The sequence below is a fragment of the Gracilimonas mengyeensis genome (assembly GCF_900182705.1).
Classification (GTDB): Bacteria; Bacteroidota; Rhodothermia; order Balneolales; family Balneolaceae; genus Gracilimonas; species Gracilimonas mengyeensis.
The window spans coordinates 21937-39738 of the sequence record NZ_FXTP01000014.1; the positions used below are offsets into that span (position 1 = coordinate 21937).

Consider the following 17802-nt stretch of genomic DNA (forward strand, 5'->3'; position numbering starts at 1 on the left):
TGCAGTTATTGCAGGCACCTTTTTATTGATATTTAAGTTGGGCAAACACTTAGGAATAATTTGAAGTAAATGATATTATGTAGATATGACATGTTAGGGAGATGTTCAGAAGTGATGATAGCCCTCACTTCATCTACATACTCTAAATAGCTCGTAAAAAATTTAAAATTACAATCAGAGCGCTTTGATTTAAAAATTTTAAGCACTTTGTTAAAAAATAATTTGTCCAACAATAGTTATACATTTGGACGTTGTTTTTGACTAATCAGCAAAATCAATGTATAAATGCTTTTCATTACTGATATAATGGAAATTATTTTGTACTTGCCTTATATCCTGCTAATGGAACACCCTAATTTATTTGTTTGACATAAAGAAGCGTTGCCCCCACTTAAACCAATAATCTACCGGCAGGTCTAAACTACATCTGTCGCTATATTATAATGTGGCGCAAGCTGTTATGCCTCAAAACAGGCATCAACATTGCAGAAAATAGGCCAAATTATCATCATAGCTCATGAAAGTTACACTTAAAGACATTGCAGAGAAGTCTGGATATTCTATCTCTACCGTATCAAGAGTTCTAAGCGGTAGCGGCAATATCAGCACTAAAGTCCAAAAGGAGATAACTAAAATAGCGGAAGAGGTTAATTATCCCTTTTCTAAGTCCAAAGTTCCCATTTATTCTTCTGGAAGACTTCACATAGCTTTGATTACTGATTTTAGAGAGGGTGAATTCTATGCCTCCTTTTTTTATGGATTTAGTATAGCTGCAAGAGAAACCGGCGTTAAGCTCTCCTTAATTGATGTATTCGATCATGAGGAAGATCTTATAGAAACTATCAATGATTTTGACGAACAAACAATAGATGGACTTTGCCTGTTTATGCCGGAAATGGATCACGAAGATTACAATAATCTTCTGGATAAAATAGACCAAAACCTTCCCATGGTTTCAAATGCCATGATTCAAAGTCCTGTAATTCCTACCATTACTTTTGACGGTTACAGCGGCGGGCACCTGGCAGCAGAACATTTTATTTCAAAAAACTATACATCATTTGGAATTATTAAAGGACCTTTCGAAAAAGCTGAATCAAGATTTCGTTATAACGGGTTTAAAGATCATCTGGAACAATCGGGGCAAACATTAACCTGGGAAGCCGATGGTGATTTTATGTTTGAAAGTGGAATTGATGCATATCAAAAGTACAAAAAACTGCAAAAAAAACCGGAAGCTATATTTATCAGCAATGACCTAATGACCAAAGGGTTTCTTGAAGCCGCAAAAGATGATGGGTTAAAAATACCCGAAGAACTTGCCATAATCTCTTATGATAATACTCCCATGTGCCGGGAAAGCTATCCTCCTATTAGTGCTATAAGTACCAATTTTATTGAACTTGGTAAAGAAACATTTAAAGTTTTAAAGGACATTTACGACAATAATCATCTTCAAAAAGGCACTCTCAACCTTATTCCTGTCTCTCTTGTTGACAGAGAAACTACTTGATAGAATTATACACAAGTATTTCATTCTCCTGGATTATATCACACCTGTTTACGGCTGTACAAAATATACTAACGAAACCAGCTCAAAATGCCACATGGAGAGATCATTTTCTTGTTGAAGTGATTTTGAAATACAAATCATTTTGTCTGTTTTTTAAAATAACATTTACACTTTGGTAAGTCCCAAAACAGTCCTATTTTTACAGCCCGAAAAATCACACTTATTTTAAATAGGAACACATGTCAAAAAGGCTTTCAAAAGAAGAATTAGAATCCGACCCGTTGATCGAGAATTATAACCGGGCGGTTAGTTTCTATCAAACCAACAGAACAGCTATAACCTCCATCGCCATTGCTCTTATTGTAGTTATTGGCGGAACCATCGGCTGGAACTACTATACTGCCCAGCAGGAAAATGAGGCCCAAAGCTTGCTCTCTATCGCAGAATCATACTACATGCGTGGCGAATACGAAGCCGCCCTGTACGGAGATGATTTCGAGCTCACGTATGGCTTCGAACAAATAGCCGATGAATATTCCGGAACCAATGCCGGCAATATGGCCAATTATTATGCATCCGTCTCCAGTTACGAACTGGGAGATATCGGAAATGCTCTAGAATTCATTCAAGAATTCGATGTACCTGAAGGTATTCTCGGCGTAGGTCCGCTTAGCTTCCATGCTAATCTGCTGTTGGAAAACGAAAATTACGATGCAGCCGCTGAAAAATACATCGAGGCCGCACAGTGGGATCAAAACGATATGACCACTCCCCTCAATCTTTACAAGGCCGCACAAGCTTATTATGAAGCGGATAACTATGATCGTGCCGAAGAGCTGACCTCTCGCATCATTGAAGAATATCCCAACAGCAATCAGCTGGTGGAAGCGCAGAAGCTGAGAGGAATGATTGCAGCTAATAACTGATCAGCTTTTAGCTCTCCCCTTTTATAGATTTTATAAAAAAGCTCCTTATTTCAGGGGCTTTTTTTATGTATGTATACCAATGGTTATGCAAATTTAGGAAAGTCCTTTCTTGTAATTCATTATTACCTTCATTGTGGAGTTTTTTTAAAGCAATCCCCGGGATATGTTCATTTAAGATGAAACAATAGTTAGATAAATACCGCTTTAAATTTACTCAACTGCTAAAACCCAACTAATTGTGCTAACAGCACCAGTATTCTATTCAATTATTCAGGGTACCCCTTCTTCTACCATTTTTTTCAACCAGACTGACTCATTCCAGCTTTAAAAGCTGCTAATCTCATTATTATTTAGCTCTTTTGATAATTATTCGCAATATTACGCAAAATATTTTCCTATTTTTGCACAAACTAAACAACCGCCATGAAACTAATCTATATCCTTTTGATCGGCGTGCCCCTGTTGGCCGCATGTACCGCTACAACCGATACTACTGAAAACTATGAGTTGGTATGGAGTGATGAATTTAACTCTACAGAGCTAGATACCTCTAAATGGGATTTTAACACCGGTACAGGAGCAGAAATAGGCCTTATTGGATGGGGAAATAACGAACTTCAGTATTATCGCGAGGGAAATAATAATGTTTCGGTAACCGATGGAAATCTGGTTATTGAAGCCCGCAAGGAAAATTATAGCGATATGGAATACACTTCCGCTAAATTAGTAACTCAAAACAAAGCAGCATGGAAATATGGGAAGGTTGAAGTGCGTGCCAAGGTTCCGGAAACACAGGGAATATGGCCGGCTATTTGGATGATGCCCACAGAGTCGGCATACGGCAATTGGCCCCGAAGCGGTGAAATTGATTTAATGGAATTATTGGGGCATCAGCCGGATACCGTGTATGGAACGGCACATTTTGGTAATTCTTTTGAGGATCGCGGTCACTTTACCAAAGCTATAACCCTGGAAGGGGGTGAGAATTTTTCCAACGCATTTCACACCTATGCTGTTGAATGGAAGCCGGATACCCTGAAATGGTTCTTGGACGGTGACCAATATCATACCATGAGTAGTTCAGATATTAAACCCTATAACTGGCCTTTTGATAAACCCTTTTATCTAATTCTAAATGTAGCCGTAGGCGGTAACTGGCCTGGGAATCCAGATGAAACCACCCGCCTTCCTCAGCAAATGAAAGTAGATTATGTCCGTGTGTATCAAAAAGCGGGTAATTAGGAATGAAATATCTATCCTTTCTACTTTTCTTTCTTTTTGCATTACATAGTTTGGCATCAGCCCAGCGATACGAACTTAGCTGGAGCGAGGAATTCAACCAGGAAGAGCTGGATGAAGATACCTGGATTAAATGGCATCGTACGGCTTATAACGAGGAGCATCAATATTATACCTCGCGTGATACGAATGTGTACCTTGATGATGGCATGTTACACCTGGTAGGATTGCGAGAAAACTTTGGTGGACGAAAATGGACCTCCGGCCGCATTGAGTCTGATAATAGATTTGAATTCCAATATGGACGGGTTGAGATCCGAGCCAAACTCCCCGAAGGCAAAGGACTTTGGCCTGCTTTTTGGATGTTGGGCAGTGATATCTCACAAATAGGATGGCCTTACAGTGGCGAGATTGACATTATGGAATACCGGGGACATTTACCCAGCCAAACTTCAGGCACCGTCCATTTTTCCAGTGTAGCACCACCAGGCTCCGGCAATGCAAATGCCGACCGACGGTATATCGGCTCCGACTATGACTTACCTTCCGGCTCTTTTTCGGAAGAATTCCAACTCTTTCAGTTTGAATGGACTGATTCCATGATGACCTGGTTTATCAATGATCAGGAATTTTTCCAGCTTTCCCGTGAAGAAATATTAGCTCAAACTAACTACTATCCGTTTGATCAGCCCTTTTACTTCATTTTGAATCTGGCAATTGGCGGAAATTTCCTGGGTGACCAACAGCCGGACGCTTCAACCCCCAATCGTAACGAAGTCTTAGTAGATTATGTACGGGTATATCAGGACATCAACAAAAAACCGGTGATTATAGCAACTTACGATAGCCTTCAAGCCGTTCAAACTTTAGAAGCCTTTGAGCTGGAAGCCGACGTGACTGATGAAGATGGTGAAGTGGAATGGGTGCGTTTTTATATCAACGATGAAAGAATAGGCATCGATACCGAAGCCCCGTATACCGCCACCTGGACTCCCAAAATAGACGGTTGCTATCCCTTAAAAATCGAAGCCTACGACAATGATAATGGCATCTCAAGCTACTCAGGTGAAGTTACCCTTGTAGCGGGCAGTGGCTGTGAAAAGGCATCTTTTGGAGAAGAACCGGCCCAATTTCCCGGCACCTTGCAACTGGAGTGGTATGATTACGGAGGCCTGGATGTTTCCTATTATGACACCACCCCCGATACCAACCTGGGTAATGGCTCAGGCAATGACTTCCGCACCACCGAAGCGGTGGATATCATCCCCGACGAAAATGAATCAGGCAATTACCTGATTTCCAATACCGAGATCGGAGAATGGACCAAATACCAGCTGGAGATCGAGGAATCCGGACTCTATGATATTGAGTTGCGGACGGTACCCGGAGAAGGTTCTGCCCGAATTGACTTCAAGCTTGACGGTAAGGAATGGATTTACTTTAACCGGATTTCAAGCAGGGAAGGAGAAAACTATCATATCAAGACCATCAGCGGCGAACAGCTTGAAGAAGGGACACACGAGCTGGAAATGTTCATTAGCATCGCTGGCGGGGTGCAACCCGACTACCTGAAAGCTACGCTCACCCAAAGCACCTCCACCGAGCATCCTTCTCAAGCATTCCCTGCCTCCATTACATTGGCCCAGAATTATCCCAATCCATTTAATCCTTCCACTGAAATTGCCTTCAACTTAAGTAAAGCGGAGAGTGTACATTTAGCTGTTTATAATAGCATTGGCCAGCATATTGAAACCTTGCGTTCTGGGCGCTTCCATGAAGGTTCTCACTCGGTGCGTTTTAATGCACAGAATCTAAGCAGTGGGATCTATTACTACCAGCTTAAAACGTCTGCCACAGTGATTACCAGAAAAATGATTCTGATGAAATAAGGCCATTACTAACAGTTCTTCCTGGTTAAGGAACTACGAACTATTGCCAGAGGTACTTTGAATTGCCTCGTAAGGCAGGATCATCCATATGATCCATAAGCTTTTCAAAGGAAGCGGTATCTACTTTGGTTGTTGATGAAGCTCTCAATTGCTTTAACTTATTCACCACATTGTAGTACCGTTTCATTTCAGCGAGCAACTCTTCCCTTGCCTCCTCAAAAGAGGTTTCCTTCTGCTCCCGGTCTTCTACATACAAAACAAAAAAAGTGTCATTGCTTCCTACAATCACTGGCGCTCCCATTGGAGCTCTGAAGATGTGAGAACTGAGTGTACCAAAGGTTTCTGCTTTTTCATTTTGGTACTGCTTATATCCATCAAACGATGCCGGAGTTCTTTCCCCTTCTTGAATTCGTTCCTTTATGCGTTTTGCGCCTGCAATATCTCCGGCATTTATTATCCAGCCGGTAAACCGTTTATTGGTTATGGTATTCATTCCCAAACCTTCAAATGCTTCTCTCTGCTCTTCTTCAGATATCTCAGGTACCGGTTGATTGGCCAGGTATTCTTTTACCCGGTATGCTTTATAAAAAGTAGTTTTGTATTCCACATTATTTGCTACAATAGGATCTTCCCCAATGTTTTGCTCCATCCCCGCTTCATAAAACACTTGATTCCTCAAAGCCCGGCCCACGGAAGCCATTGTTCGCGTACGAGCTTCTTCCATAGGGATGGTTTTTAGCCAGTCCGCATAATTTTCGGCAGTAAAGTATTTTTCTTCTCCCAGATGCTGATAACTCGCCAATATTGTTCCGGGGGTAAGGTCTTCTCTTACCGATTGCACTTCTGAAGTACTGGGGTAAGACTGTATTTGATCACTGCGATTCAGTGGATTATTTGTTTGTTGAGGCTTTAGGTTTTGTAAAGCCATAAAAAGTTGCTGTATCGCCTCCTGATCCACTTTCACGTCCAGGCTCTGCATGTAGGTCTGCACAAAAGCGTCCCCTTTCAGGTTTTTAATGCGATTTTTAGTGAGTCCTGTGATCCCCCTCTTTTTGTATTCAAATTCTGATTGAGTGATCAGCGGGTTTCCAATGCGGTGATCTACATAAATAATATGATAGCCCTGCCGTGAGCGTACAGGTTCGGAATATTCACCGGCCTTCAGCTGGTAAGCGGCCTCTCCAAAGGCATCATCTACATTAAAGTAGCTTATCTCCCCTATATAACCGGCTGTAGAATCGTATTTAGACAGATGATAGATCTCATTTGCCAGATCTAAAAATTTCTCCCCATCCTCCAGGCGCTGATAGGCTTGATGGGCTTTCTCCTGATTCGTAAAGAAAAGATGGCTAACATGCAGCTTAATTTTGCTGTTATAAAAAGCCGCTTGTATTTGCTCCTCGGTGGGTAACGACAGCGTGTCCAGGAAAGAGGATGAATAAAAGCGGTCAGCTATAGAAAGGCGACGTACCTGATCTTTATAATCGAAAAAGGCCTCATCCAATACATTAAATTCTTGCGCCTGCTGGGCTAATAACAATTCATCCCGTAGCTTTTGCAGAAAGCGATACCTGTTTTCCCGGGTATCGTTGGCACCGGTGTTGATCAGGTGTTCGATATACGCCTTTTCAAAAAAATGAGACCTGACGGTATCGGTATTAACAATCGCTACAACCGGCCCTTCACTAAAACTTTGCTGAGCTTGAGGCTGCCCATCACCGCATGAGCAGATATACAGTGAGATCAGGACTAAATAGATTGCTGTTCTCATATAGAAAATAATTCTTATTCGCGCTTTATTATTATTGAAAGCTGGATTAGGCGTATATGTCAGAAATGCTGGTTACTGATGATGAATAGTAAGGCTTAAAAACAAATCAGAAATAAATCCTGAAATCTATCATCCGTACATTTTCAAGATAATTTTGCTGAGCAATTGCGAAATCAAATCCTACCCGCAATGAGCTTAATGCCATATCCAGGCCGGCTCCGTAACTCAAATGATTATCAACATCATCAATAAACAAATCTTTATAGCCTACACGCACATAGAAATTTGTAGAATTGGTTGAAAATACGAACTCACTGCCAAAGTCTCCGTTCAAATACTGATCGTTGGTTTGATGTGATTCTCCCATTAACCGAAGCTCATAATACTCATCCTTTATCACCGGGACCATCACTCCAAACTTAAAAGAAAGTGGAAGCTTCCATTCCTGGGTCTCTCTTCGAACAAAAACCCGTTCGTTATTTCCCTCATAGTTTTCATCCGGGTCGTAAGTATCCCGAACATTGATACCATCCATCTGCATTTGTCCACCAAAATTCTGGATGGAAGCCGCAAGAGTGAGTCCATTGATGTAGTCGGTGATCAAAGTAAGACCAATATCTACCGCCACCGTGTTGGCGTTCATATCCCAGATGCGCTGGGTGATATATTTAGCTTGCCCGCCGATAAAGAAGTTACTGGTGAGCGGTTGGGCATAACTGATACCAAATACCATATCTGCCGCATCAAATAACTCTCCGTTGCCATTTGGGTTTAATTCTGTAGTAACCTCCATGGTTCCGTAATCCAACATGGCCCCACTGATACCAATTACGCCTTTTTCGGTTATTGGAAGGGTGATGCCCAGCGCATTGTATTCAATGTCTGCAAACATTTTGTAATTCGTCAGAAATACACCTCCGCGTTTGCCTTCGTGGGGAATGGCAATGCCTGATGCATTCCAAAACAGTGCGTCTACGCCCCGAGCTGAAGCTGTATAAGCATGGCCTAATGCTGAAGCCCGTGAACCGGTTCCCAAGGTCAAAAAAGGCGCGGCAGTGGTACCAACTTTACTTTGGGCCATGGCCTCTCCGGCTGCTAACAGCACGATAAAGACAAACAACAAACAGCTACGCAATGACTTTTTCATGATTTTGTTTCTAAACATCTAATCTATTTTACAATTGCAAATTTACCGGTCATCTCCCCTATTCCCGGGGCTTTTACATGATACACATACACGCCGTAGGCCAAGTCCAGACCATCCTTGGTGCGCAGGTCCCAGTCAAGATCGCCGTCATTGGTATTGGTGTTATGTTCCAGGGTTTGTATGGTCTCGCCCCGGACATTGAAAATTCTGATCGTACACTTCTGGGGCAGGTTGATGAACTTTATTTTGCGTTCTCCCCGTCCTTCCAGCGAACTACTAACTCTTGGCTCATATAAGGAATAGGATAAATATGGGTTCGGAACCACCTTGATATCCTTGAGTTCATCCGCCGCTCTTTCTTCATCAACAGAAGCTCTTGAAGTGGTAAACTGGAAGAAATCGCCGGTAGCAAAAGGCTTCCGGTTTGCAATCCGCAGTACTTCGCCCTCTCCAGGAGGAACCGAGCTTTCTCCGGCTGGCAGACGGAAGTTTATGTTATGGCGTAAAAGCCGCACGGCAGCCGAAGGTTGCTCCATAATGATCAGTTCATCGGCATAATCGAACTCTTCATTCTCGTTATGATCCAGAATCAATAACTCTGCCAACTCACCGGTTTTCAGGTTCACCGCAATCACATTCAGGGAATCTCTCAAATAGGTGGCAGTTTGAAAACGCGGTGGATAATAGATGTCTTCATCCGACCACCGAAGCTCAAAGTTGTCCGGCGTACGTACGCCATTCGGTGAATCGTTAACCTCAATTTCTGCCACCCAATTGGTTTCATAGCCATCTACACGGCGGGGATCAAAATTGTACTGTTCGTTCTCTTCTCCGTAGTTGCCAATCCAGCCAGACCTGCTCAGGTCATATCCTATTTCAAGATCATTCTGAAATTGAAGGATAATGCCTTCTGAAACCGGTGAAGATTCTTCCATCCCTCGATGGCGCAATAAGGTATCCCCTCTGGTCATGTTGATTAAGTCATAAAAAGCAGTCGTATAAAACTCAGGGCTGTCGCGGGTATCGGCAGAATCCTGAAATTGCACTTTGTAGGTATCTCCGAAGTTCACCTCTTCTTCGTCTACAATGGTAACTGACATGGATCCTGTACCTACTCCACCTGTAACACTACTAAGGTCTTCTTCCGTCCCGCTTTCAATGTATCCTGCCGGTTTCGCTCTCGGCGTCACAGCACGGGCATTTTGGGACGAGCCTGTAAGGTTGAAGAACTGGTCAACCCCGAAGTTGAAAACGTTTTCCTGTGGATCAATTTCCACTTTACCCGTCGAATCCACTACTCCACGGTCGTATGCAACCAAAGCGTAGTAATAAGTTACCCCATTGGTCACGTCTTCATCTACATAGAAAAACTGGAGACCGGTATCATCCCCCAAATCGTAGGATGCTGTATTGTCTAAAACCGGCAAGGTTCCGGTGACGCCGTTTACCAGATCCCACTGGGCCAGTGGTTTATAGAAGGTTGGCGTTCCGTTTACGTCTGTTATGGTACGAGCATCACTTAAGATATTATTGGTACCTTTGTAGAGCCTATATCCTTCAAAATCAAATTCCTGGGTAAACCGGTCAAAGCTTGCAACTGATACCGAATCCCACCCAAGCGTTACCTTGCCATCGCCAGCGATAGCCGTTAAAGTTGGGGCGAATGGAGGCTGGGCAAAGTTGTAATTGGCATCGTATATATTTTGTACGGTGATGCGGTTTTTGAAAAAATCAGATTCATTCTCACCAAACAACCACGACAAAGAGAAATAATCACTAACCCCGGGCGGCAGCACTACCGGACCTGAAGTAAACATGATAAATGGTTCGTTGTTATTGAGTACTTCCGGTTCTTTCCCAATCTCCCCAAACAGATTCTCCTTCACACTTTCCCAAATAAACTGATCTTCTGCCATGATGGTGTTTTCATAGTTAGAGCGAATACCCAGCTCAAAACCAGTTAATCCAATTTGGTCTGATTCGTTGATATCCAGACGGTCAAAATCTCTTTCGCCTTCCTGTGGAATACCATCGGCTTCACCAAAATCGGGGCCGTTGTACCCCAGGTCATTAGGTCCCAAACCGTCAACACCGGTATCATCATTTAAGAATTCTCCCGGATCCCACCGATCATTGTTATTGGCATCGTCGAAGGTAGTCCAGTTGCCGTTTTCATCCCCGGTCCAGAATAAACCGGCCTGATAGGCGGGCAGCTGTTCAATGGGGCCATAAAAACGCTCAAAGTTAAGCACGTCATAATTTCCTTCGATGTAAGTTCTGATGGCACTTTGTCCTTCAATCATCATCCCGGCACCAGAGTCACGTCTTTCATCCGCGATACCATCTTCATCGTTATCAAGTCCATCGAAGGGAGCCGCGGGACTTTCAAGAAATGCAAAACCCGTATATCCTACATCATAGGAACCTCCATTGGGCAGCTCACCAAGGCCATCACTGTCCCAGCCATAAGCAATATCCAGTTGGGCGTTAAAGGCTGCATTATCATCTGTTTCATCATTATCACCGCCTAATCCATAGTCATTGCCTTGTGCAAAAAAGAGGCTGTCGTGCTGGGTTTGCCCCACATTAGAAATACGATAAAGCATAAACATCACATCTTCAGCCAACACGTTGGCCCATTGAAGCAATCGTACCTCAATTTGCAGTCCTAATCCGCCTTTGGTAGAGTCGGTTGGGTCCGGGTAATACACGCCATATTCACTAAAAGGGTTGCCTGTTTCCGGGTCCAATTGATATCCCCGGTTATTTAAATCGTCCAGTACATAGTACGATTCAAGGTCAGCATTCAGGATTCCCTTACCGAAAAGCCCGTTCCATGAACCTGACCAACCGGGATCGTTGGGATTGTTCAATTTATCCGGCCATACATCCGGCCAGCTTTTGCTGTCGTTACTGATGGCCGGTATACGTTGGAAAGACCCGCTGATGGGGCTAATCCGATTTCTGTTTAAGAATCCTTCAACGGGCTGCATACTCCATAAGTCTCCCGAAGGACTTCTTCTCTGCCCCGTATCCCTGAAATTAATTGCAACCGGACTTAAGGTGGTATCTCGTTTACCGGGATAAAATTCCTGCCATTTTTCTCTTTCACCGGGCACTTTTCCTACAATAAACAATCCAATACCATCTATATGGCGGCCACCAATAGAACGCGGCCAGATGCCATGAGGGATATCTCCCCAGCGAGCCATTTCCCCGGTATTCCGGTAATTGGTTTCGATGAGGTTACCATTCATCACCCCTCTCGATATCCAGTCGGGATCGCCACGGTATTCATCCGGGATCGTAGTTTGAGCCTGTATTTCCGCGGCCCAGGGCAAGATGGTAAGCCCTGCTAATACAATGATAAATAATGACCAATACTTCTTGAACATAGACTTCATTAGATGCTAAAAATTGATACTTAATCCCAGAGTAATTCTCCGGGGAGCTGATAAAAACTCTGGTCTTGTAAACCAGTCATCATAGGTATTGAGGCCAATAAGCCGTCCCTGGCGGGCATTAATTTCATCCCGGGTAAAATCAGGTCTGCCGGAATCTGCATATACTTCCTGCGGAGCTTTGGAATCGAATATATTCTCAATCTGCAAAATAAGCTGGGCCTGTTGCCAGGGTAAGGTATAATACGCTCTCAAATCAGATAAGAAAGTGGTAGGCCGGTTCACGTTATTGGGGATATATGATCGGACTCCAGATCTCTCGCTGGTATAGGGGCGACCGGTATTTAATCGATTCACCAGTGTGATATTGATTTTGTTATTAGGCACATAGGTAAGCACGCTATTCAGTACATGTCTTCGGTCCCATCCCAGCCGGGAAAGTACCGTAATATCATCAAGACCGGCCTCGCGCCTTAATTGGCTATTACCAGAGATGAAGGCACTTCCGTCTGCAAATTGCAGCGTATAATCCACATTCCAGCGGATGGCACCTACCGGCCGCTTGGACAACGACAAGGTGAAACCGCGGACGGTGCCATAATCCTGGTTTTCGGGTCGGGTTACAATCCCTGAAGTGGCTTGATTACGTTCAATCAGCGTGGCCGTCAGGTTTCTGATATCTTTGGTAAACAAGGTTAGATCCAGGCCAATGTCCTCGGTTAGGCCTTGCTGCAATCCAATTTCAAATGTCGAAGTCTGCTCAGGATCAATATTGGGATTCCCAAAACTGGTAACAGATGAGCCTTCCAGTACAAAATATTCAGGATTCAGATATATGCTGTTGAACGAAGGAGTTTGAAAGAATAACCCATAAGAGAAACGTACCACGCCGGTCTCGCTAATGGGAAACGCAATACCTACACGTGGACTTATCTGAGTTTTGATCGAAGCCGGCTTCCGGTTGGATACAGAATCAGCCGGGTTGTTTATATCGGGGATGACCTCCTGCCCTCCCAAGGAATAATTTTTGGGTACTACAAAGTCCGGATCAAAATAGTCAAAACGGATCCCGGCGTTGATGATGATGTTATCCAACTCAATTTTATCCTGAATGTAAGCCGCAAATTCTACCGGGTTCACATCAAGATCTCTGAAGCCCGTTCCGGGATCTCTGCTGGGATTAATCTCCGGTTCAAAACCAGTGCTGGAATCAATGATTATACCATAGCTGTTACTTGATACATCATGCAAACGAACCTGCCCTCCCATTTTAACCTGGTGCACCCTGTTTATTTGGCTTGTAAGGCTCCCCACAATGGTATGGGTTTGGGTGATGTCGTTTCCGTAGCCTAAATCATTGCCTCCAATAGCAAATGCATATGCTCCCGTTTGTTGTCCATATCTTGGCCGAACCAGCCGGTCATCTAACACATCACTGTATAATTTACTCTCTGCTTCAGAGCGCAAATAACTGTAGGAAAGATTCCCGAATGTTTTAGATGAAAAAGCCTGACGAAGGCTCAGAATATGGGTCTGATTATAGGAATATTGAGTATTTCTTCCATCAGGAACGTATTTACGATCGTGGGCAAAGTAGGTACTTTCTCCATTCTGAAGGAAAGCATTATAATCTAATTTCGTTTTTCCGGTGAGATTATAGGTCAGCGACCCATTGATGGAATATCGTTTTCCGCCACTTAGCGGTACATAATCTCCGTTACCGGTAGATTCAATTATCCAGTCGTTCTCTGGATTTTCAGGATCGGTATATCCGCCCGGAGGCGATGACTGCAAATAGGAAGATGAGTCAGAGGGATTAAATAATTCTTTACCAAAAAGTGTCCCTTTATCATCTACATACCGGCCGGTTATCTGGAACCCTAATTTACCGGGAATGATGGGGCCTCCGGCATTTAACTGCAAATCTAGCCGGTTCGGAATGCCTGCCACTTCGTAATAAGGCACCTTTTCGGTTGTGAAATCTAAATAACTTAAATCAGAACCCGGTCCCCCTTCACGATCAAGGAAAATCAGTTTTCTGTTACTTGCTATAGCCCTGGCATAATTTTTAATATTGAAAGTCCAGTCCGAAGGCACATCCTTGGTGGTAATATTCACTACGCCCGAAAGAGCCTGTCCATATTCAGCATTAAAAACCCCGCTGATTACCTCCAGATTTGACACCATATTTTGTTCAATTTCAAAACCGGCACTGTTGGTATAGGCGTTATTGATGGGCACTCCATTCACCACATAAGCAACCTCTCCAATACGGCCGCCCCTGAAGTGTCCCTCTACTACCCCAGCCTGCAGGTTTACAACTTCGCCTACTGACTGAACCGGGAGGTTCTCAATCTCTTTAGAACTTACGTATGAAGTAGTGGTCGTGCGATCTTTTTCAACGATGGGCCGTTCTGCTGTAATAATTACTTCTTCCCCTTCAATCACCGATTCTCTCATAGTGGTACTGATTTCCGTAGTACGGTCGGTAATCACCTCTACGTTTTCTACACGTACATCTGCAAAGCCAATGTATTTAAAAACGAGAGTATAAATATCGGGATCTACATTTATCAAACTGTAATAACCATCGGGTTCCGTGATGGTACCCCGGCTTGTGCCTTCCAATATTATTTGAACGCCAACCAGAGGCTCTCCGCTTTCATCGGTTACACTCCCCGTTATTTTTCCTTTGCTCTGAGCAAATCCAACAAACGGTAAAAGCAAGAGTACTAAGAAAATACCAGTTGTTCGTTTTTTTAGAACCATGTAAATAATGTTGTAGTTAGTTGAATAAAGAGGGCACCTTCACGTGCCCTCTTAGCAAATTTATACTGTTATTTGATCAGCATCATTTTCTTAGTACTAATATAGCTTCCCGCTTCCAGCCGGTATACATACATGCCAGAACTCAGTGAACTTGCATCAAATTGAACTTTGTGGTTTCCGGATGCATACTTTTTAGCATTCACCAGGGTAGCCACTTTTTGCCCCAGGATGTTGAATATCGTCAGGTTTACTTCTGCCGCTTTAGGCAGGGTAAAGGCGATATTGGTGGTTGGGTTAAATGGGTTCGGGTAATTCTGTTCCAGGCTGAAGGTTCTTGGGGTTTCGCCCGGTGTAACTTCATTGCTGGTTGGGAGACCACTTCCTGCCATGGCCACAGTACCCAATGAGCTTAAACCATCTTCCCATTCGTTGTTACCGCCGCCGGCTATTGCTGTTGGATAGGCAATCACATGAGAAGGATTTTCCCACCAGTTGCCGGTATCACCGCTGTCTTTATCCCATAGTTCAAAACTAATAGGCAGGTATTTCAGCTCGTCTTGCGAGGGGAATTCGAGTGGTGCATCAATAGGGCTTCCACCATCGGTGGCGACCAATAAGTCAGACACATCGAATGCGACCATAGCCTTCCATCCTACACGAGTTTCTCCTTGCATAATGTTTTCATACAGAGAAGAGAATGTGAATTGATGGTTACTGTTATAGTACAAGGTATTATAAACTACATCTGGGTCTTCATAGTTATGTTCGGTAACCCAGAATCGGGTGAGCATTCCATCCGGTCCGGCTTCCAGGTCATCAGGGCTTACTTTAGGCTGTAATGACAAGAAGTAATCTGGCTTTTCACCACGGCTGCGGAACTCATTGGTCGTACCGGTTACGAAGTCTACATCATAGGTTCCAAAGTGAATTTTAAGCTGGTCTTTGAGATAGTAATTCCATTCCAGATCAATATCTTCATCAGCAATAGTTGGAATCCAGGTTGCTTCATTGGCCGGATCGGGATAAATGGTAGTTCCCAGCATATCAGAAGGAGCATTTGCCGGACCTGCTAATATATCATCGTCCATGGCTTCGGTGTAGATATACAAGGTTTGATAGCCTTCAGCACGACCAAAAGCCATCCATATTTTTGCAGAAGCGTCTGCCTCACTTACATCTGCTTCGTCACTAGTTAGCTCAAAAGGCTTGTATTCGTCGGTAGGCCAGCTTTCAGCATTGATAGTGCCACTTTCCAGATCAGAAATAATTTGCAGCTCTTGCTCTTCGCTTAGTTCAAAGATGTAAGGCATGCTTTGACCAGAAGCTACTACGCTTTCTGAGGCAAAATTAGTGGATGATTTAACACTGTACTGAGTAGTTGGTACTACCGCATAGTGATAGGTAACCCCCGAAACGGAGGGATGAGGTCGTTCCACAAAATGAGCGAATTCAAGATCATCCGTTGTTCTGAAGCTTCCAATAAATTTAACGCCTTCGTCTTCAATATCAGCAATTTCACTGCCGCTATAGAACAGTTCGTAGTTATAGATATTGGAGTTGGAATCATGCTCCCAGCTTATGCGAACGCTGTCATTTTCAGCAGTTGCAGAAACATTGCCTGGCAAATCAGGCAGACTTGTAGCTTCGCTTAAGTCGGTGGCTGATTTGGAGCCTACATAAAAATCATCTACATAAAAGGTTCCACTCTGATTGTTGCCCAAGCTTAATGCAATGCGGCCGAGGTTTTCCCATTCAGGATCTCCACCCAACTCAGGATCGTTCGGAGAGATATCAGCCTCACCATTCCAGGCTGTAGGAAATATCCAGTTCATCTGCTCTTCACTGTACTGCTCACTTTCTGGTAATGGATTTCCATCCAGATCGAGACCTTTCTTGGCAGAATCATGCTCCGCAATCGTTGGCTTTGGTAATGGAATAGCTAGCTCATGCCATTCATTGTCATATAATTCACCCGAAAAAGGATAGGAAATACCCCACTGTAAATTACTATTGGTTCCATTGGTAACATCGGCTAACACAAGGCTACCGGTAGAACGTAAATTTCCTTCTGCATCGGTATGATCGGCCGGATTGATTCGAATTCTGAAGTAAACCGTATCCACATCCGCCATGTTTTGAGTAAAATCAATTCCGCCGGAACCGCCCATATCCCAGAAATATCCAAGCTGGAAAAACGCACCTCCGGTAATACGATGTACGAGATTGCCTTCCTCAACCACATCTTCCACTACTTCACCATCGATATCGGGAATCAGGACATTAGGTCCTTCGACAAATAAGATTTTGTTGTCGCCAAATTCAGGATTTGGTGGAAGCGGTTCCCCGCTACTTAAAACTTCAACGTTATCAAGGTAGAAATCATCGTTGCTCAATCCAAGCTCAAAACCCAGCTTCATAGCAGAAAAGGCCTGAGTCACTTCCACTTTATAAGTGTAGGTTTCCATGCTGGTTGTAAGGGTAGTATCCTTAGCTGCGAGAGCAGTAAAACTCCCCCCGTCTTCTCCAAAAAACATCCTTATGGGCCGGCCTTCCACATTCGACCTGGCATCAAACTGAACGGTATATACTTCACCGGGCACCAGCATTCCAATTTGATCAGTGGTTAAAATCTGATTGAACTGTACATGCCAGGTTGCACCACCTGCACCTTCGATACTTGTTACTGCAGCTTCACCGTCCGTTACTCCAACCTGAGCAGAAACTCCCGCATCTGCATGAATGTATGTAGTCCATGCTGCGGGAAGTTCATCCTCAGCAAAATCACCATCCACGATAATATTATCCTGGGCTGATGCAGGCTTTGCTGCTATAAACAATGCAAAAGCAAAGCAGAACATCAGATATCTGGATATTGTAGCTTTTTTCATAATCATCTTATTGAGTTAAAATTTTTAGAGAAGCGCTTTTATTAAAGCTGACCCAATGTACTTTTTCGATAAGTCTGATGCAAATTTTAGAAAATATTTTGCGTTAATTTGCGTACATATTTTTCAACCTTCACGAAAATATTCTATAAATATGCTTTTTTTACAGTTACTTACGGTAATTATTAGTTCTTCACCTCTGTATAACCCTATAGAGTGGCAAGTAAAGACATCCCATAGTGAGATATTTAGGAAAATTTCT

The 17802-nt window shown here is 43.4% G+C and carries 9 protein-coding genes; 4 read left to right on the forward strand and 5 right to left on the reverse strand.

The features are described 5' to 3' along the window. Window positions 1-517: 517 nt before the first annotated feature. The 4 genes from FN815_RS15035 (at window position 518) to FN815_RS15050 (ending at window position 5567) form a co-directional block, all read left to right on the forward strand. Window positions 518-1513 (forward strand): LacI family DNA-binding transcriptional regulator, encoded by a 996-nt coding sequence (locus FN815_RS15035; RefSeq protein ID WP_142455477.1) that lies wholly within the window; start codon window positions 518-520, stop codon window positions 1511-1513. A 239-nt stretch (window positions 1514-1752) separates the two neighbouring features. Further along, window positions 1753-2439 carry a tetratricopeptide repeat protein gene (locus FN815_RS15040; RefSeq protein WP_142455478.1) on the forward strand — a complete coding sequence of 229 codons (687 nt, stop codon included), beginning with the start codon at window positions 1753-1755 and terminating at the stop codon, window positions 2437-2439. A gap of 423 nt (window positions 2440-2862) precedes the next feature. Further along, a complete protein-coding gene (locus FN815_RS15045) occupies window positions 2863-3681 on the forward strand; it encodes a glycoside hydrolase family 16 protein (protein ID WP_142455479.1) in 819 nt (272 codons plus the stop codon). 2 nt (window positions 3682-3683) lie between these two features. Further along, complete coding sequence (locus FN815_RS15050) at window positions 3684-5567, forward strand: family 16 glycosylhydrolase (protein ID WP_142455480.1); 1884 nt, start codon at window positions 3684-3686, stop codon at window positions 5565-5567. 40 nt (window positions 5568-5607) lie between these two features. On the opposite strand, the gene FN815_RS15055 is transcribed toward FN815_RS15050, so the two are convergent. The 5 genes from FN815_RS15055 to FN815_RS19175 form a co-directional block, all read right to left on the reverse strand. After that, window positions 5608-7338 (reverse strand): peptidylprolyl isomerase, encoded by a 1731-nt coding sequence (locus FN815_RS15055; RefSeq protein ID WP_142455481.1) that lies wholly within the window; start codon window positions 7336-7338, stop codon window positions 5608-5610. Between the two features lie 106 nt (window positions 7339-7444). Continuing rightward, window positions 7445-8485: a PorV/PorQ family protein gene (locus tag FN815_RS15060; RefSeq protein ID WP_185957319.1), complete on the reverse strand. Its 1041-nt coding sequence runs from the start codon at window positions 8483-8485 to the stop codon at window positions 7445-7447. 23 nt (window positions 8486-8508) lie between these two features. Next, complete coding sequence (locus FN815_RS15065; protein ID WP_142455483.1) at window positions 8509-11889, reverse strand: fibronectin type III domain-containing protein; 3381 nt, start codon at window positions 11887-11889, stop codon at window positions 8509-8511. 6 nt (window positions 11890-11895) lie between these two features. Next, a complete protein-coding gene (locus FN815_RS15070; protein ID WP_185957320.1) occupies window positions 11896-14613 on the reverse strand; it encodes a TonB-dependent receptor in 2718 nt (905 codons plus the stop codon). Window positions 14614-14723: 110 nt separating this feature from the next. Next, window positions 14724-17543: a T9SS type A sorting domain-containing protein gene (locus FN815_RS19175; RefSeq protein ID WP_246075316.1), complete on the reverse strand. Its 2820-nt coding sequence runs from the start codon at window positions 17541-17543 to the stop codon at window positions 14724-14726. Window positions 17544-17802: the final 259 nt, after the last annotated feature.